The 17,359-nt window shown below is 70.1% G+C and carries 14 protein-coding genes; 10 read left to right on the top strand and 4 right to left on the bottom strand.

The annotated features are described in order from the left end of the window. Window positions 1-214: 214 nt before the first annotated feature. Window positions 215-1,696, bottom strand: coding sequence for an FG-GAP and VCBS repeat-containing protein (locus tag ACWCRJ_RS15540; protein WP_450939762.1), 1,482 nt, complete (start codon window positions 1,694-1,696; stop codon window positions 215-217). Between the two features lie 309 nt (window positions 1,697-2,005). On the opposite strand from ACWCRJ_RS15540, the gene ACWCRJ_RS15535 reads away from it, so the two are divergent. Beyond that, window positions 2,006-2,806 carry a DUF6281 family protein gene (locus tag ACWCRJ_RS15535; protein ID WP_450939761.1) on the top strand — a complete coding sequence of 267 codons (801 nt, stop codon included), beginning with the start codon at window positions 2,006-2,008 and terminating at the stop codon, window positions 2,804-2,806. A 184-nt stretch (window positions 2,807-2,990) separates the two neighbouring features. Here ACWCRJ_RS15535 and ACWCRJ_RS15530 read toward each other — a convergent pair whose 3' ends face one another. After that, window positions 2,991-5,273: a heterodisulfide reductase-related iron-sulfur binding cluster gene (locus ACWCRJ_RS15530; RefSeq protein ID WP_450939760.1), complete on the bottom strand. Its 2,283-nt coding sequence runs from the start codon at window positions 5,271-5,273 to the stop codon at window positions 2,991-2,993. Window positions 5,274-5,583: 310 nt separating this feature from the next. On the opposite strand from ACWCRJ_RS15530, the gene ACWCRJ_RS15525 reads away from it, so the two are divergent. The 5 genes from ACWCRJ_RS15525 (at window position 5,584) to ACWCRJ_RS15505 (ending at window position 11,240) form a co-directional block, all read left to right on the top strand. After that, window positions 5,584-6,819, top strand: coding sequence for an MraY family glycosyltransferase (locus ACWCRJ_RS15525; protein WP_450939759.1), 1,236 nt, complete (start codon window positions 5,584-5,586; stop codon window positions 6,817-6,819). Between the two features lie 196 nt (window positions 6,820-7,015). Next, a complete protein-coding gene (dnaK, locus tag ACWCRJ_RS15520) occupies window positions 7,016-8,863 on the top strand; it encodes a molecular chaperone DnaK (RefSeq protein WP_037727370.1) in 1,848 nt (615 codons plus the stop codon). Continuing rightward, window positions 8,860-9,552: a nucleotide exchange factor GrpE gene (grpE, locus tag ACWCRJ_RS15515; protein ID WP_450939758.1), complete on the top strand. Its 693-nt coding sequence runs from the start codon at window positions 8,860-8,862 to the stop codon at window positions 9,550-9,552. The genes dnaK and grpE overlap by 4 nt, the downstream gene beginning before the upstream one ends. 42 nt (window positions 9,553-9,594) lie before the next feature. After that, window positions 9,595-10,773, top strand: coding sequence for a molecular chaperone DnaJ (gene dnaJ, locus ACWCRJ_RS15510; RefSeq protein WP_450939757.1), 1,179 nt, complete (start codon window positions 9,595-9,597; stop codon window positions 10,771-10,773). A gap of 5 nt (window positions 10,774-10,778) precedes the next feature. After that, complete coding sequence (locus ACWCRJ_RS15505) at window positions 10,779-11,240, top strand: heat shock protein transcriptional repressor HspR (RefSeq protein ID WP_450939791.1); 462 nt, start codon at window positions 10,779-10,781, stop codon at window positions 11,238-11,240. A 93-nt stretch (window positions 11,241-11,333) separates the two neighbouring features. On the opposite strand, the gene ACWCRJ_RS15500 is transcribed toward ACWCRJ_RS15505, so the two are convergent. Next, a complete protein-coding gene (locus ACWCRJ_RS15500) occupies window positions 11,334-13,319 on the bottom strand; it encodes a fibronectin type III domain-containing protein (protein WP_450939756.1) in 1,986 nt (661 codons plus the stop codon). Window positions 13,320-13,595: 276 nt separating this feature from the next. On the opposite strand from ACWCRJ_RS15500, the gene ACWCRJ_RS15495 reads away from it, so the two are divergent. Both ACWCRJ_RS15495 and ACWCRJ_RS15490 read left to right on the top strand, forming a co-directional pair. Then, the gene (locus ACWCRJ_RS15495) at window positions 13,596-14,243 is read left to right on the top strand and encodes a Uma2 family endonuclease (RefSeq protein WP_450939755.1); all 648 of its coding nucleotides are present in this window, start codon (window positions 13,596-13,598) and stop codon (window positions 14,241-14,243) included. 365 nt (window positions 14,244-14,608) lie between these two features. After that, window positions 14,609-14,995, top strand: coding sequence for a hypothetical protein (locus ACWCRJ_RS15490; protein ID WP_450939754.1), 387 nt, complete (start codon window positions 14,609-14,611; stop codon window positions 14,993-14,995). A gap of 60 nt (window positions 14,996-15,055) precedes the next feature. On the opposite strand, the gene ACWCRJ_RS15485 is transcribed toward ACWCRJ_RS15490, so the two are convergent. Next, window positions 15,056-15,298, bottom strand: coding sequence for a GntR family transcriptional regulator (locus ACWCRJ_RS15485; RefSeq protein ID WP_381325167.1), 243 nt, complete (start codon window positions 15,296-15,298; stop codon window positions 15,056-15,058). A gap of 112 nt (window positions 15,299-15,410) precedes the next feature. Here ACWCRJ_RS15485 and ACWCRJ_RS15480 point away from each other — a divergent pair, with 112 nt between their 5' ends. Together ACWCRJ_RS15480 and ACWCRJ_RS15475 are read left to right on the top strand one after the other, a co-directional pair. Then, entirely contained in the window at window positions 15,411-15,662 is a 252-nt protein-coding gene (locus ACWCRJ_RS15480; protein WP_450939753.1) for a hypothetical protein, read from the top strand. Window positions 15,663-16,009: 347 nt separating this feature from the next. Next, window positions 16,010-17,341, top strand: a complete 1,332-nt coding sequence (locus ACWCRJ_RS15475; protein WP_450939790.1) for a hypothetical protein — start codon at window positions 16,010-16,012, stop codon at window positions 17,339-17,341. Window positions 17,342-17,359: the final 18 nt, after the last annotated feature.

The following is a 17,359-nucleotide window of genomic DNA, read 5'->3' as shown; positions in this document are numbered from 1 at the left end:
CGCCTGGCAGACGTCCCGCGTCAAATGGGGTGCCTTCCTGTCCGCGTTCGCCCGGATTTCACCTGGGCTTCACGGGAAAGTCGGTGAACAAGAGACCGGTGAGGTGGCGGGAGGGTTGTACGGGAGTTCGAGAAATTTTCGGGACGGGAGGGACGGGAGAGGTTGCGATGGGAGGGATGGGAGGGACGGGGGAGAGGTTGGGACCGCGTACGGGTCAGTTGGCCGCGTCGGCGCTGAAGTTCGGGGAGGCGTGCGTCGACACGCCCACGGCGGACGGGCCGAGGGAACGCGTGCCGGTCGTGGTGATCCTCGTGCCGTCGGAGGGCAGGTAGACCACCGAGCCGTTGGCGTAGTTCTCGCCGGCCCTGCCGACCGTGAGGTCCGCCCTGCCGTCGCCGGTGAGGTCGGTGAGCTTCACCTCGGAGCCGAAATGGTCGTACCTCTCGTTCGTGCCGGGGACGCCGGCCGTGGACTGGGTGAAGTACTGGATGCCGGAGTCCGTGTCCAGGCCGGCGGCCGAGCCGTAGAGGACCGTCACCGCGCCGGCGTCGACGACCCCCTTCAGGTCCTCGTCGAAGGTGCCGATCACCAGGTCCTGGAAGCCGTCGCCGTTGATGTCGCCGAGCGAGAGTTCGAAGCCGAAGCTGTCCTCGCGCTCGGAGGTGCCGGGCACCCGGCCGGTGTTCTGGGACACCGTGGTGGACGTGGCCGTGACCGGGCCGGCGGCCGAGCCGTAGGTGATGTTGACCTTGCCGCCGGTGACGGAGCCGGGCGCGGAGAGCACGTCGGGGTCGTCGATCGGGTCCCAGTGCTGGCCGGTGACGATGTCCCCGAAGCCGTCGCCGTCGATGTCGCCGATGGCGCTGACGAGGCCGGGCTTCAGTTTCCGGGCCGAGGCGACGGACAGGCCGGAGGCCGTGCCGGGTACGTAGAAGTTGACGTTGTAGCGCCACGCGCCGCCGGCCTCGATGCCGCTGACGATCAGATCGGTCCGCCTGTCGGCGTTGACGTCGCCCGCGGTGAGGTCGAGCGCGCCCGTGAACTCCTCGGACCTGATGGGCGCCTCGAAGGTGCGGTACGAGCCGGGCTTGCCCGACTCGGCGATGCCGTCCCCGAACACATGGACCGTGCTCGACGCGGTGCCGATCGCGAGGTCCTCCGTGCCGTCGCCGTCGAAGTCGCCCGCCGCCAGCGACTTGCCCCAGCCGCCGTGCCTGGAGGGCGCCGGGTCCGCCAGCGTCGTACCGCCGGACAAGCCGCGCGGTGAACCCCAGACGATCGTGACCGTGCCCGTGTCCCGCACGCGTCCGGTGTCCTCCAGGCTCGCGGACACGGCGAGGTCGTCGAAGCCGTCGCCGTCGAAGTCGCCGTACGCGCTGACCCCGCCGAAGCGGTCGCCCTGCTCGGCGCTGCCGGGAATGCCGGGGGTGTTCTGGCTGAGCGTGGTGCGGTTCTCACCCGTCACGCCGTTCGGCGAGCCGTACAGGGCGACGATCTGGCCGGCGTAGGTCTTGCCGTCCACCGTGGAGACGGGGGCCGAGTACGCGATGTCGCCGTACCCGTCGTCGTCGAAGTCGGCCACGGGGTGGTGGACCGGGTCGGCGGCCGTGGCCGTCGCGGCGGAGAAGGTGAGCAGACCGCCGGTCAGCGCGGCCGCGGAGGCCGTCGTGAGGGCGAGTCGCAGGTGCTGGTGCATGCGGGGATCTCCTGCGGCATACGGGACGTCCGGCAGCGGGCGTCCACGTCGATGGGGTGCCTGTTCCGCCCGCGTACGCCGGGAGCCGGTCGGCGGTCGGCGGTCGGGGAGGACGTCGGCGAAGAGGAGACCATCGGAGGGGTGGGTGGGTTGTACGTGAACTCAGGGGAAATTCCGGAGTGTTGGGTGCGTCGGGGGTGGGGGTGGGAGTGGGGGTGTGGGGCGGTGCCGGCGGTCCGAACGTTCTTCCGCGCTCGTGCGTCTGCGGTGACGAGGCAACGACAGACGAGCCGTCGACCGGTGGGAGACATGATGCTGAGCGGTACCCGTGTACGGATCGCCCTGACCGTCCTCGCGATGACGCCCCTGGCCGTCGGGTGCGCGGCACTGGACACCGGGGGCACGAGTTCGGCCTCGTGCGCGTTCGCCGTGGACTACGACAACCGGCAGTACGTCGACGCGGGCAAGGTCGGTCACACCCTCGGCGCCGAGGTGGGCACCGCACGGGACTCGGTCTGCGACGACCAGGGCGGTGGCGAGGAGGATCAGGTGGAGCCTGGGGACCTGGGCGATTACGCGGCCTACGCCATCAAGGGCGTCGACACCGAGGACGCGATCGCGGTCCGCGAGTCCCCGGGGGGCGAGGTGCGCGTCGTGATCCACATGACCGCGGACGAGGGCGTGCGGGAAGCGGCCGAGCGCCTCTTCGGGAAGCAGCACCGGGGCGACGAGGGCGACGGCACCCACGACGACGGCACCCACGACGACGGTTCCGACAGCGGAGACAGCGGTAGTGGGGTGGCTGCGGGGAAGTGTGCGCTCGTCGTGGAGTACGGGGACGAGAGCTACGTCAGCCGGGGCGACGCGAAGTTCGAGCTGGGGGCCAAGGCCGGGATCGCCCGGGCGGTGCCGTGTTGGGACACACCCGGCGAGGTCGACCCCTCGGCCGAACCGACGGCGTACCAGGCGTACGAGATCAAGGGGCTGGACCCGGCCGACGCCATAGCGATCCGTTACTCGGCGGACGAGGAGCCGTTCCTCATGGTCCCCCTGTCCGACGACGACCTGGCGCCGGAGGTCGAGGCCCTGCTCGCGGCCGAGGAAGGGTGAGCGGTACCAGCCCTGAGCCGCAGGTTCCCTGAGCTGTGCGTGCCCGTGCGGGCCGGGTGAGCTGGGCGTGCCCGTGCAGGCCGTGTGAGACGTGCGGGCCGGGTGAGACATGCGGGCCGTGGCACGGCGACGCCCCCGGTCCGCTCGGACCGGGGGCGTCGGGGCGACTGCCGTGCGCGGACGGCTACTTCACCGGCTGCGGCTCCGGCTCGCTCTCCGCGTCCGTCGTGCCCGCCGGGGGCTCGTCCTCGTCCGGGACGGGCGTCTTGACGGACTCCAGCAGCAGCTGGGCGACGTCGACGACCGTGATGGACTCCTTGGCCTTGCCCTCGTTCTTCTTGCCGTTGACCGAGTCGGTCAGCATGACGAGGCAGAACGGGCAGGCGGTGGAGACGATGTCCGGGTTGAGGGAGAGGGCCTCGTCGACGCGCTCGTTGTTGATGCGCTTGCCGATCCGCTCCTCCATCCACATCCGCGCGCCGCCGGCGCCGCAGCAGAAGCCGCGTTCCTTGTGGCGGTGCATCTCCTGCTGGCGCAGGCCCGGGACGGCCGACATGATCTCGCGCGGGGGCGTGTAGATCTTGTTGTGGCGGCCCAGGTAGCAGGGGTCGTGGTAGGTGATCAGGCCCTCGACCGGGGTCACTGGGATCAGCTTGCCCTCGTCGATGAGGTGCTGGAGCAGCTGGGTGTGGTGGATGACCTCGTAGTCGCCGCCGAGCTGCGGGTACTCGTTGCCGAGCGTGTTGAGGCAGTGCGGGCAGGTGGCGACGATCTTCTTCGCGGACTTGGGCTTCTTGGTCGACTCGTCCTCGTCGTCCTCGCCGAAGGCCATGTTCAGCGCGGCCACGTTCTCCATGCCGAGCTCCTGGAAGAGGGGCTCGTTGCCGAGGCGGCGGGCGGAGTCGCCGGTGCACTTCTCGTCGCCGCCCATGATGGCGAACTTCACGCCCGCCATGTGGAGCAGCTCGGCGAAGGCCTTGGTGGTCTTCTTGGCGCGGTCCTCCAGGGCGCCGGCGCAGCCGACCCAGTACAGGTACTCGACCTCGGAGAGGTCCTCGATGTCCTTGCCGACGACCGGGACCTCGAACTCGACCTCCTTGAGCCACTCCAGGCGCTGCTTCTTCGCCAGGCCCCAGGGGTTGCCCTTCTTCTCCAGGTTCTTGAGCATCGTGCCCGCCTCGGACGGGAACGCGGACTCGATCATCACCTGGTAGCGGCGCATGTCGACGATGTGGTCGACGTGCTCGATGTCGACCGGGCACTGCTCGACGCAGGCGCCGCAGGTGGTGCAGGACCACAGGACGTCCGGGTCGATGACGCCGTTCTCCTCGACGGTCCCGATCAGCGGCCGCTCGGCCTCCGCGAGAGCGGCGGCGGGCACGTCCTTGAGCTGCTCCTCGGACGCCTTCTCCTCGCCCTCGGCGTTCTTGCCGCCGCCGGCGAGGAGGTAGGGGGCCTTGGCGTGCGCGTGGTCGCGCAGCGACATGATCAGCAGCTTCGGGGACAGCGGCTTGCCGGTGTTCCAGGCCGGGCACTGCGACTGACAGCGACCGCACTCGGTGCAGGTGGAGAAGTCGAGGATGCCCTTCCAGGAGAACTGCTCGACCTGGGAGACACCGAAGACGTCGTCGTCACCGGGGTCGGTGAAGTCGATCGGCTTGCCGCCGGAGGTCATCGGCTGCAGTCCGCCCAGCGCGGTGGCGCCGTCGGCGTTGCGCTTGAACCAGATGTTCGGGAAGCCGAGGAAACGGTGCCAGGCGACACCCATGTTGGTGTTCAGCGAGACCGTGATCATCCAGATCAGCGAGGTGCCGATCTTGATCATCGCGGTGAGGTAGATCAGGTTCTGGAGGGTGCTCGGGTCCAGGTCCCGGAAGGCCACGACCAGCGGGTACGAGGCGAAGTACCCGGCCTCGTAGTGGTCCACGTGGTGGATGGCGCCTTCGAGGCCGCGCAGGGTGTAGATCGCGAGGCCGATGGTGAGGATGACGTACTCGACGAAGTACGCCTGCCAGGCCTTGGAGCCCGCGAAACGCGACTTGCGGCCGGCCCGGGAGGGCAGGTTGAGCAGCCGGATGGCGATCAGCACCAGGATGCCGAGGATCGTCATCACACCGATGAACTCGATGTACATCTCGAACGGCAGGAAGCCGCCGATCACCGGCAGCGTCCAGTCGGCCTGGAACAGCTGGCCGTACGCCTGCGCCAGGGTCGGCGGCAGCGTCAGGAAGCCGATCGCGACGAACCAGTGGGCGAAGCCCACGATCCCCCACCGGTTCATCCGGGTATGGCCGAGGAACTCCTTGACCAGGGTGATCGAGCGCGCCTTCGGGTCGTCCGTACGGCTGCCCGCGGGCACCGGCTGACCGAGCTTCACGAACCGGTAGATCTGCGCCACGGCTCGGGCGATGAGCGCAACGCCGACCACGGTCAGGACCAGCGACACGATGATCGCGGCGAGTTGCATTGGGGGCTCCTCGGGCCTGCGAGGGTTTTCTCCGGGGTGCCTGCCCGGCTCCTCGGAGATCATTGGAGATCATTACTAAGCGGTAACTTATGCAGTCCGTCTGAGACTACCCAGTTCTCCTGCCGCACTGTAGCCAGGAGGGCGGTGATCTGCGTCGCTGAGGGTTGCCTGAGTGCGGGCCTGTCGCGCCGGGGGTGGTACGGGGGCGGTGTCGGGGTGAGGGCCGGTTGCGGTGCCGGCGCGGGCATGCTGTTTCAAAACGATCGTGTTATTCATGAGAAATTGTGACATTCGCGCCTAACTTGGATCCGTGCTGTACGGAATCCTCGCTGCCGCCTCCGCCCTGTTGCTGACCGCCGTGCTCTCGGCGGCCGTCCGTGTGCCCGCGCTGCGGCTGGGGATCGTGGAGCGGCGGCGCGGACGGCGCGTACCGGTGCTCGGCGGTGTCGCGGTGATGGCCGGGGTGGGGGCCGTGGCCTGGGTGGGGGAGTGGAGCGGGGTCGCTCCACTGGGGGGCGAGGCCGGGTGGCTGATCGTCGCGGGGGCCGGGCTCGGTCTGCTCGGGCTGGTCGGTGACGTGTGGCGCCTTCCGGCGGTGGTCGGGGCGGCGGGGGTCGTCGTCGCCGCCGCGCTGGTGGTGCCGTATCGCGACCTGGGCGTGCTGGGCGGTGTGTCGGGGATCGTCTGGATCACCCTCGTGGTGCACGGGTTCAAGGGGATGGCGCGTTCCGACGGGGCGCTCGGGGTGGTCGGGGCGGTCACCGCGTTCGCGCTGAGCGGGTGTGCGGCGGCGGAGGTCATGGACGGTCTGGCGACGCTGTTCAGCGTGGTGGCGGCCGCGCTCACCGGGTTCCTGATGCACAACTGGCCGCCCGCGCGGGTCGTGCTCGGCACGTGCGGGGCGCTCTTCGTGGGCTTCGTGCTCGCGGGGGGTGTGCTGCATGTGTACGCCGTCGGGTACGGGGCGGGGATCGGGGCACCCTTCGCCCTCACGGCCGTGGCCACCGCCGACGCCGTCCTCGTCCTCGTGTCGCGGAAGCGGGCGGGGCGGGAGCTGTGGCGGGGCGGGCCCGACCATCTCGCCCACCGGCTGCGGCGGATCGGTCTCACGCCGCCGGGGGTGGTGGTGGTGCTGGGGATCGCCGCGGGGGGCTCCGCCGGGGTGGGGCTCGCCATCCACATGCTGTGGACGGAGCCGGGGGTCGCGTGGTGGGTGGCGGGGGTGGCCGGGGTGGTCGTCCTCGGGATGCTCTTCGTGCCGGTGGGTCCGCCTCGCACCGCCGTGGCCGCCGGTCGGGCCGCGCGGTCCGGTGCGCGGTCCGTTCCGGCCGCCGGGGGTGCCGCCGCTTCAGCCGCCGCGGGTGCCGCCGCGCGCCGTCCGCGGCCCACGGTCGCCCGGGTGGTTCCGACGGGCGTCCACCGGGTGCCCGACGCCGCCGCGCCTCGCTCCATTCCGGGGGGCCGGGCCCCCAGCCCCTCCTCCCGGCCGACCCGCCTCGGCCGACAGGAGGCGGCCGAGCTGGGGCGGCGGGGGTGGGTGGGGTAGAACCCCCTCCACGCGCCCCCACCCAGCCGCCGTCACCCCCATGCCCCCGCCCCTCCCCGTAAGCCCAGGTCAGCCCCCACTTGCGTATAAGGAAAACATAAGAGTTGAGCCCCCTCGGCTCAGGTCTGTTGACCCATCGGGAGGCGTCGTGCACACTTGAGCCTGTTCCACTCAAGTCATTGTTGGAGGAATTGAAATGGCACGTGCGGTCGGCATCGACCTGGGCACGACTAACTCCGTCGTCAGCGTTCTTGAAGGCGGCGAGCCCACCGTCATCACCAACGCAGAGGGCGCCAGGACCACGCCGTCCGTCGTCGCCTTCGCCAAGAACGGTGAGGTGCTCGTCGGCGAGGTCGCCAAGCGCCAGGCGGTCACGAACGTGGACCGGACGATCCGGTCCGTCAAGCGTCACATGGGCACGGACTGGAAGATCGAGCTCGACGGGAAGCACTTCAACCCGCAGCAGATGAGCGCCTTCATCCTGCAGAAGCTGAAGCGCGACGCCGAGGCGTACCTGGGTGAGAAGGTCGCGGACGCGGTCATCACCGTCCCGGCGTACTTCAACGACTCCGAGCGCCAGGCGACGAAGGAGGCCGGTGAGATCGCGGGGCTGAACGTGCTCCGTATCGTCAACGAGCCCACCGCCGCCGCCCTCGCCTACGGCCTGGACAAGGACGACCAGACGATCCTCGTCTTCGACCTCGGCGGTGGCACCTTCGACGTGTCGCTCCTGGAGATCGGTGACGGCGTCGTCGAGGTGAAGGCCACCAACGGTGACAACCACCTCGGTGGTGACGACTGGGACCAGCGTGTCGTCGACTACCTGGTGCAGCAGTTCCGCGCCGGCCACGGCGTGGACCTCGCCAAGGACAAGATGGCCCTGCAGCGTCTGCGCGAGGCCGCCGAGAAGGCGAAGATCGAGCTGTCCTCCTCCACGGAGACCTCGATCAACCTGCCCTACATCACCGCCTCCGCCGAGGGCCCGCTGCACCTGGACGAGAAGCTCACCCGGGCCCAGTTCCAGCAGCTGACGGCCGACCTGCTGGAGCGCTGCAAGACGCCGTTCCACAACGTCATCAAGGACGCCGGGATCGCCCTCTCCGAGATCGACCACGTCGTTCTCGTCGGCGGCTCCACCCGTATGCCCGCCGTCGCCGAGCTGGTCAAGGAGCTGACCGGCGGCAACGAGGCCAACAAGGGTGTGAACCCGGACGAGGTCGTCGCCATCGGCGCCGCCCTCCAGGCCGGTGTCCTCAAGGGTGAGGTCAAGGACGTCCTGCTCCTCGACGTCACCCCGCTGTCCCTCGGTATCGAGACCAAGGGCGGCATCATGACCAAGCTCATCGAGCGGAACACGACGATCCCGACCAAGCGGTCCGAGATCTTCACCACCGCCGAGGACAACCAGCCGTCCGTGCAGATCCAGGTCTACCAGGGCGAGCGCGAGATCGCGGCGTACAACAAGAAGCTCGGGATGTTCGAGCTGACCGGTCTGCCGCCCGCCCCGCGCGGTGTCCCGCAGATCGAGGTCGCCTTCGACATCGACGCCAACGGCATCATGCACGTGACCGCGAAGGACCTGGGCACGGGCAAGGAGCAGAAGATGACCGTCACCGGCGGCTCCTCGCTGCCGAAGGACGAGGTCGACCGGATGCGCCAGGAGGCCGAGAAGTACGCGGAGGAGGACCACGCCCGCCGCGAGGCCGCCGAGAGCCGCAACCAGGGCGAGCAGCTCGTCTACCAGACCGAGAAGTTCCTCAAGGACAACGAGGACAAGGTCCCCGGCGACATCAAGACCGAGGTCGAGGCCGCCGTCGCCGAGCTGAAGGAAGTCCTCAAGGGTGAGGACACCGCCGAGATCCGCACGGCCACCGAGAAGGTCGCCGCCGTCTCGCAGAAGCTCGGCCAGGCCCTGTACGCCGACGCGCAGGCCGCGCAGGCCGCGGGCGGCGAGGCGGGCGCCGGTGACGCCAAGGCCGACGACGACGTCGTGGACGCCGAGATCGTCGACGAGGACCGTGAGCGCAAGGACGGTGCCGCGTGACGGAGGAGACCCCGGGCTTCGACGAGCAGCAGCCGCAGTCGGCTCAGCCGCAGCAGCCTGATGTCCCCTCCGGCTCTGACGACGCCGAGCCGAAGGCCGCCCCCCAGGAGGGGGCGGCCCCGGCCGGGGACGCGGCGGCGACGGCCCAGGTGGCCGGTCTGACGGCACAGCTGGACCAGGTGCGTACGGCGCTCGGTGAGCGCACGGCGGACCTCCAGCGCCTCCAGGCCGAGTACCAGAACTACCGCCGACGGGTCGAGCGCGACCGGATCACGGTCAAGGAGATCGCCGTCGCGAACCTCCTGACCGAACTCCTGCCCGTACTCGACGACATCGGCCGCGCGCGGGAGCACAGCGAGCTGGTCGGCGGCTTCAAGTCCGTCGCCGAGTCGCTGGAGACGGTCGCGGCGAAGATGGGCCTGCAGCAGTTCGGCAAGGAGGGCGAGCCCTTCGACCCGACGATCCACGAGGCCCTGATGCACAGTTACGCGCCCGACGTCACCGAGACGACGTGCGTGGCGATTCTCCAGCCGGGGTATCGCATCGGCGAGCGCACCATCCGCCCCGCGCGGGTGGCCGTGGCCGAACCGCAGCCCGGTGCGCAGTCCGCCAAGGCCGAGGAGTCCGAGGGCGCCTCCGGTGCCTCCGGTGCCGACGACAAGGAGAGCGGTGGCCCGGACGAGGGCTGACGCAGGCGGCATGCAGGCTGAGCGGAAGGAGGGACGTCGCGGATGAGTACCAAGGACTTCATCGAGAAGGACTACTACAAGGTCCTCGGCGTCCCCAAGGACGCCACCGAGGCCGAGATCAAGAAGGCGTACCGCAAACTCGCCCGCGAGTTCCACCCGGACGCCAACAAGGGGAACACCAGGGCCGAGGAGCGCTTCAAGGAGATCTCCGAGGCCAACGACATCCTCGGTGACCCCAAGAAGCGCAAGGAGTACGACGAGGCCCGCGCCCTCTTCGGCAACGGCGGCTTCCGCCCGGGGCCGGGTGCGGGCGGCGGCTCGTTCAACTTCGACCTGGGCGACCTCTTCGGAGGCGGCGCCCAGGGCGGGGGGCAGGCGGGCGGCTTCGGCGGGGGCATCGGCGATGTCTTCGGCGGCCTCTTCAACCGGGGCAGCTCCGGCACCACGCGCGTGCAGCCCCGGCGCGGCCAGGACATCGAGTCCGAGGTCACGCTGAGCTTCACCGAGGCCATCGAGGGCGCGACCGTCCCGCTCCGGATGTCCTCGCAGTCGCCCTGCAAGGCCTGTTCGGGCACCGGCGACGCCAACGGCACACCCCGCGTGTGCCCGACGTGCGTCGGCACCGGCCAGGTCGCGCGGGGCTCCGGCGGCGGCTTCTCCCTGACCGACCCCTGCCCCGACTGCAAGGGCCGGGGCCTGATCGCCGAGGACCCCTGCGACATCTGCAAGGGGTCGGGCCGCGCCAAGTCGTCCCGCACCATGCAGGTCAGGATCCCGGCGGGCGTCTCCGACGGCCAGCGGATCCGGCTGCGCGGCAAGGGCGCGCCCGGCGAACGGGGCGGCCCGGCAGGCGACTTGTACGTCGTCGTGCACGTCGACCCGCACCCGGTGTTCGGCCGCAGGGACGACAACCTCACGGTGACCGTCCCGGTGACGTATCCGGAGGCGGCCCTGGGCGGCGAGGTCCGGGTCCCGACCCTGGGCGGACCGCCGGTCACCCTGAAACTGCCTCCGGGCACCCCCAACGGCCGTACGATGCGGGCCCGGGGCAAGGGCGCCTTCCGCAAGGACGGCACCCGCGGGGACCTGCTGATCACCGTCGAGGTGAGTGTTCCGAAGGACCTGTCGGGGAAGGCTCGTGACGCCCTGGAGGCGTATCGCGAGGCGACCGCGGGCGAGGACCCGCGGGCGGAGCTGTTCCAGGCCGCGAAGGGAGCATGAATGTGATGGACGGCCGCCGTAGGCAGAATCCGTTGGGCAGGGCGTACGAGCTGACGGAAGAGACACCGGTGTACGTCATCTCGGTGGCCGCCCAGCTCTCCGGTCTGCACCCGCAGACCCTGCGCCAGTACGACCGTCTCGGCCTGGTCTCCCCGGACCGCACCGCCGGGCGCGGCCGTCGCTACTCGGCCCGCGACATCGAACTGCTGCGCACGGTCCAGCAGTTGTCGCAGGACGAGGGCATCAACCTGGCCGGCATCAAGCGCATCATCGAGCTGGAGAACCAGGTCGCGGCCCTCCAGTCGAGGGTCGCCGAGATGGAGGCCGCCCTCGACGGCGCCGCCGCGACCATGCGCCAGCGCGAGGCGGCGGTCCATGCCTCCTACCGGCGCGACCTGGTGCCGTATCAGGAGATGCAGCAGAGCAGCGCGTTGGTGGTGTGGCGGCCGAAGAAGGCCAAGGAGTAGGCGGCAGCGCGGCAGGCCCTACGGGCGGCTGGGGAAGCCATGTGAAGGGCCCGGTCTCGGTGCGAAGCGAGACCGGGCCCTTGTGGCGTTCCGTCAGGAGGCCGGTGGTACGGCCACGCTCACCAGTACCGGCAGCGAGGTGGTCCCGTCCGCGTGGACGCCGACGACCTGGTACCACAGGGAGGTGCCGGCCGGGACGTTCTCGTCGAGGAGCGGGTCGGAGTCCGGCAGCGCGTCGAACGTGGCGGTACGCGCGTTCCAGCGAGCGGCCCGGAAGGACGCGTAGTCCTCGGTGCCCGCGGGCGACCAGCCGTGCACCTGCACATGGCCGATGGCGGAGAGCGACGCGTCGGCCGCGTGCGTGGCTCCGGCCGGCGTGTCCACGGTGGGCCGCAGATCGCGCTCGGTGACCTGGACCGTGGTGCCCGCGCCGAGGTTCTCGGCGAAGTCGACGGGGCGGACGACGTAGCAGAGGTTCTCACCGTCCGCGACATCGACGTCCCGCCACGTCGTCTCGGTCACGCGGGTGTGGTCGACCTGTTCGGCGTCCGTGCAGACGCCGTCGGCGATCGTGCCCCGCCACACGGTGTACCCGTCGAGATCGGCGTCGGCCACCTGCGACCAGGTCAGGGTGGTGCCCCAGTCCTCGACGGTCGCGGTCACGGACGCCGGAGCCGCGGGCGCCTGCTTGTCGCTGCCGGTGGTGGCGGCCACCTCACCACTGCGCAGGCCCTCCTTGTCGTTGCTGTCGTAGCCGCTGACGGCGTAGCGGTAGGAGGTCCTGGTGGCCGCCGACCAGTCGGTGCACAGGTACTGGTCGGTGCCGTCGGCGAGATCGCGCTCGGTCCAGCGGCAGCGGTCGGTCACCTCGACCCATGTGGCGCTCGTGCCCGTGGCGCGGTAGACGCGGTAGCCCATGGAGGAGCCGCCGGTTCTGGAGTCCGCGTCCCAGGTCACGGTGACCGCGCGGGCATGGGGGAACGCCTTGCCGATGGTGGGTGCGGCCACCAGCCGGCGGGCGGCCCTGGCCGTGCTGTAGGCGGTGACCCGGCCGCTCGCGTCGATCGCCGCGATCCCGTACTCGTGCCGGGCGGAGCGGGTCACACCGGTGTCGGTCAGGGAGTTGCCAGTGGTCTGCCAGCTGGTGCCCCCGTCGATCGCGGAGTGCGACCGGAGCACCCGGTACCTCACTGCCCCGGGAACGGCGTCCCAGGTCAGGTGGATCCCGGTGTCGGTGCCGGTGGCGGTGAGGCCGGTCGGCGTGGTGACGGCGACACTGGTCACGGAGGCGGTCGAGGTGTCGGCGGAGCGGTTGCCGGCCTTGTCGTACGCCCGGACCAGGTACTCGTACGTCTCCCCGGTGGCGGCAGGGGTGTCGGTGTACGAGGTGGTGGTGGCCCCCAGGGTGCGCAGGATCTGCCAGTCGGTGGCGGTGGTGGCTGCCACGCGTCGGTACACCCGGTATCCGGCCAGGTCCGCCTCGGCGTTCTTCCGCCAGCTCAGCCCGGTCTGCTGGGTGGTGTCGGAGTAGGCGGCCGTCAGGCCGGCCGGGGCGAACGGCTTGACCTTGTCGACGTCGGCCGAGGTACGGGGCGTGTACGTGAACTTGACCTTGGCGGAGCCGGTCCAGTGGACGTGGTCGACGCGCAGGGTGTGTTTGCCGGGCGGGACCGTCAGGTTGACGGACTTCGAGACGGCCGTCGTGCCGTTCTTCCAGAGGTCGATCTTCCGCTTGCCGTCGAGGTAGACACGGATGCCGTCCAGGCCGGAGACGGAGAGCGCGAAGGGGCCGCCGGAGCCGAAGTCGCGGGTCATGGACCAGCGGACACCGAAGTTGTCCTTCGGCAGGCCGGACGCGGGGGCCCCGGTCTTCCAGTTCTCGTCGACGGCGCTGTCGCAGTCGGTCTTCTTGGGGGTGCCGGAGAAGGAGGTGTTCGCGAAGAGCTGCCGCTTGAAGACGGGGGAGGCGCAGGTGACGGCCGCGTTCGCCGGCGTGGCGGTCGAGACGAGCAGACCGCCGGCTGTGGCGAGCACGACGACGGCGGCCGTGGCGGCCGTCGAGCGTCTGACTGAGGTCATGGGGTCCTTCGAAGCGTGATGCAGAGCGTCACCGGCGGGGGACACCGCTGGTGACGATCAGACTCTTGGAGTGAGGGGATGGTTGTACGAGGTGGGTGGGGTGTGTGGGGCGGGGAGCGGAGGCGGGCCGACGCTCGTGGGGGTGAGTCGTTTCTGCGTCACCAGTTCGAGTGAAGCGAGGGCGTTTTCGCAGGTGAGCGAGCACGCCCGCCTAGCGTGGCGGCGTTGCTTGTGCCCCGTGCACGCCCAGCCCACACTTGAGGAGGAGGTGCCACCTTGACCGCTCTTGCACATGAGAGGCCCGAGACCATGTCCGAGGCAGGGACTGAATTCGCGAACGGACCCGGCCCGGACGAGGCCCTGTGGCAGGTGTGGAAGGCCATGGACCCACCCGAGGGCTACCGCGCTGAGATCATTGAGGGAGCCATCGAGTTGTCGCCCACCGCCCGCCGTTCGCACATGCTGATCGCCAATCGAGTGCGACGGGCCCTGGACCGGTTCTTGGACGGCGGCGAGTACGCCTGTTACCAGGACGGGAACGTGATCCACAACCGTAAGGCGTGGATCCCGGATGCCTTCGTCGCTCCGGAGGACACGGAGTCGTGCCATGACGAGGACGACATGGGTGTGCGTGCCGACTCCGTGCAGCTCATCGTCGAGGTCGTCTCCCCGGGGAAGCGGAACCAGGACCGGGACCGGGTGAAGAAGCGGCGCGAGTACGCCCGTGCCGGTATTCCGGTGTACGTGGTCATCGACGACTACGACAGTGAGGGGGCCGTCACGCTCTTCACCGGACCACGCCCGGAGGCGGCCGACTGGGGGGACATCCGGCGGTTTGCCTACGGCACGGAGGTCGTCATCCCCGAAGGGCCCGCGAAGGGCTTCGCCATCGACGAGGCCATCACGGGGGCGGGGCGGGGCTGATTCTCGGCCCCGCCCCACGAGACATCCAGAGTGGGCCTGGTCAGTCGCCGATGCCCACCCCTGGGCCAGGGCGCTCGTGGCCGGGCGGCAGTTGCTGGGGCTGGGGGGTGGGGCGCGACGGGCCGGGGGCGCGGCGCTGGGGCATGCCGACTTCCCAGAGGGGGTGGCGGGTGCGGGCCGGTCGGCTGTGGGGCCGGCGGGTGCCGGTCCGCCGGGGGTGGGAGCGCTCGGACCTGCATCGGTGCGAGTGCGGGTCGGGCGAGTTCGACCGCAAACACCGGCTGGAACTGCGCGGCGATTCCCTGGTCGCGGTGTACGAGGGTGCTTGCGCACAGTGCGCACGGACCCGCCGTTTCGAATTCCGCATGACAGAAGAGCTTCCGCCGCCCCCGCCGGCGTTCGGTGGTGCGGAGCCGTCGCAGATCATCGATCCCGGAGAGTTCGAGGCGGTCGCAGGCCGGCTCGCCGAATCCACGGGAATTCAGCTCCTCAACACCCCTGAGTCGGAGCACCACAAGTTTCGGGGAGCGATGGCCTACGTTGTCGCTGCGTACGAGGAGATGCTCAAGTTCCTTCCGCCGGACCAGGACGCCATTCCGGCCGGCGCATTCGTGTCGGAGGTGGGAAGGGCCCGCTACCGGCGTGACCCCCGGAACTACGAGCGCGACATCCTGGAGATGAACGTCCGCGACGCGCGCGCGGTCCTCGACGACATCGACGAGGTCAGCAACAACTCTGGGCCCGCTGCGTAGGGCACGAGGGGCGGATTGCCCGCGAACCGGGCCGAGCTTGGCTGAGCCCGGGGCCGGGGCTCATGAAGGCGGCGGCAGCTGGTCGGCCACGAAGGTCCCCAGCCCGACTTCGCCTCGTGTCCAGCCCTGCTCCCGGACGTGCCGCATGGCCTTCGCCGCAGTCGCGTTCACCACGCCGAACTCCTGCGCGAGCTCCAGAGTGGACGGCACGCGGCTTCCCGGCGGGTAGGTGCCGTCCTCGATACGCCGGATGATCTCCGCTGCGATCTGCCGCCACAGCGGGCGCGTACGGTCAAGATCCATGAGTTCAGCGTGGGTGACCACGGCTTTCCATGCATCCGTGGTTATCTGCGGTTATCCACGGGTATCGTGGACGCCGAACGCACAGCGGCCCCGACGGGAAGCGGCTACTTCCGTGTCGCGTCTCCGCGGCCTCGGCGTCGATCCGGCGACCGGCCGGGAGGCCCTCGCGGACACACATCCCGGCGGTCTGCTCGACGCGCTCGCCGACGCGCACGCGCTGCGGGCCGCGGCCGTACTGGTGACGGTCGTGGGTGCCGTCCTGGACGCGGGCAAGACGTCGGACGCCGAACTCGCCGCGTTCGTACCGGCGTTGTGTGCGGCGCTCGAAGAATGCGTCGGCATCATGGCGGTGGAGAGGGGCTGACCCGGGAGGGTTGCCCGGTCTTGGAGCCGTAGCCGCGGCGTGATGCTCAGGCGCCTCCTTGGCCATCACGCCGCTCCCCCTCCGCCCTGGCGATTCGGGCGTGGCGTTCGTCGGAGCAGTCGGCCGTCACAGGGCTCGACCGCCTTCCAGGTGTGCATCTCCATGTGTCCGGAGCCGGAGTGCTGCAGGGCGACCACTCGGTCGACCAGTCGGCTTGTGCTTCCCGGGCGTTCATGATCTCGACTTTAGCGTCGAAGAGACGATAATGGCCGTGGGGGTCGGCGAGTGTGAGGCTCGATCGTCGTTGCTCTCTCTCCGTACCGAGAGAGTTGATTTCCTTGCCAGTTGTGAACAGCGGGCCGGTATCCGGCCCCAAGGTCCATACGACACCGCAGGAGTTGGCGACGGAGCTCGCCGTACTGACCGAAGTCGACTGGCGAAAGGTCTGGCCAGGAGCAGGTGGCGGCTATCGGCCCGACCCCGCGTGGCTCGCCCAGTTCGACTGGCAGGTGATCGACTTCCAGTGGCGCACCAACGACTGGGGGCCGATAACGGTGCAGACCCGCACCGGAAAGCGGCATCACCTGGTGACCACGACCTCCCATTCGCGGGATTACGCCCGGGCCTCCCATCGGCTGTGGTCCGGCGGCGATCCTGACCGGCACAAGGGGATGCACGCCAGGGAAGCGGCAGAGGCGGCCACGGCGTGGGCCGACTACCTGGCGGCCGCTCGGAGTGTCCTCGGCGCGCCCACCTGGGACGGCGCCTGGGACGGTGCCGGATTTCCCGTCAGCTTCGGCAGGAGGTCCGGAGCCGATGATGAGCGGCGGCGGTACAACCCGTACCGGCTGGCTGTGTGGAATCCGCAGGAGCCCGGGGCCGCGGTGATCGCCCTCGAGGTCTTCGCCGACGCCTTCGGTCGACATTCTGTCGACCTGAACCTGCACGACCCCGCGCGTATCGTCCTGGACGACAGCGACGCCGAGGTGGAGAAGGTCGTCGAGGTCACCAGCAGGGGTACGGCCCCGGGCGCCCCGCGATTCCTCGGCGATCCGGACCCGGTGGACATGCCGGACACGACCTGGCAGGACGTGGCCACCCAGCTGCGAGCGGTGGCGACCTGGGACTGGGACGCGATCTTCGGCGCCCACGAGTGGAACCGGGCATTCGCCTCGGTCGACGAACTGGAGCGCTGGGCGCGAGGGCTTGGGTGGACCGTGTCCGGCGTCGACACATCACAGTGCGTCTCAGTCACCACAGGGGAAGGCCTCTCCCTGCGGCTGCCCCCGGTGCTCCGCTACCCGGCACGCGTGAACTGGCTGGAGGCCAAACTCTGGAGGACCAGCTCCGAGCCCTCTTCACGCCACCACAAGAACGTGCTCGACCCCGCGGCCGCCCTGTGGACGGACTGCGTGGCCGCAGCCGCCGAGATCCTGGGCGAACCCGGGTACTGCGGTGACCCGAACGGAGGGGGGTACCCGAAGGAGTGGAAGAGCCGGAGCCAGGGCCTGAGTCTCAAACTCGACACCCGCTGGGTGGCGATCTGGCCCTCGGCGGGCGAGCCCACTCCCGCCATCGGGCTCTTCATGCAAGGCGGATTCCTGGAGCGGGGCTACGAGAGCGAAGCCGCACAGCTCGACCTGCGGATCTGGCGCCCGGCCACGCCCCGCGCCATCTGACCGCCGCGCCGCGTGGTC

The sequence above is a fragment of the Streptomyces sp. NPDC002324 genome (assembly GCF_053593335.1).
The sequence above is the reverse complement of the archived record's forward strand: the minus strand, read 5'-3'. Positions and strand labels throughout refer to the sequence as shown.

Bases quoted from the DNA above. Each gene is read 5' to 3' on its own strand.
- ACWCRJ_RS15505 (WP_450939791.1), top strand. From the start codon at position 10,779: ATGGACGGCCGCCGTAGGCAGAATCCGTTGGGCAGGGCGTACGAGCTG.
- ACWCRJ_RS15535 (WP_450939761.1), top strand. From the start codon at position 2,006: ATGATGCTGAGCGGTACCCGTGTACGGATCGCCCTGACCGTCCTCGCG.
- ACWCRJ_RS15485 (WP_381325167.1), bottom strand. From the start codon at position 15,298: ATGGATCTTGACCGTACGCGCCCGCTGTGGCGGCAGATCGCAGCGGAG.
- dnaJ (WP_450939757.1), top strand. From the start codon at position 9,595: ATGAGTACCAAGGACTTCATCGAGAAGGACTACTACAAGGTCCTCGGC.
- ACWCRJ_RS15500 (WP_450939756.1), bottom strand. From the start codon at position 13,319: ATGACCTCAGTCAGACGCTCGACGGCCGCCACGGCCGCCGTCGTCGTG.
- ACWCRJ_RS15540 (WP_450939762.1), bottom strand. From the start codon at position 1,696: ATGCACCAGCACCTGCGACTCGCCCTCACGACGGCCTCCGCGGCCGCG.
- ACWCRJ_RS15530 (WP_450939760.1), bottom strand. From the start codon at position 5,273: ATGCAACTCGCCGCGATCATCGTGTCGCTGGTCCTGACCGTGGTCGGC.
- dnaK (WP_037727370.1), top strand. From the start codon at position 7,016: ATGGCACGTGCGGTCGGCATCGACCTGGGCACGACTAACTCCGTCGTC.
- ACWCRJ_RS15490 (WP_450939754.1), top strand. From the start codon at position 14,609: ATGACAGAAGAGCTTCCGCCGCCCCCGCCGGCGTTCGGTGGTGCGGAG.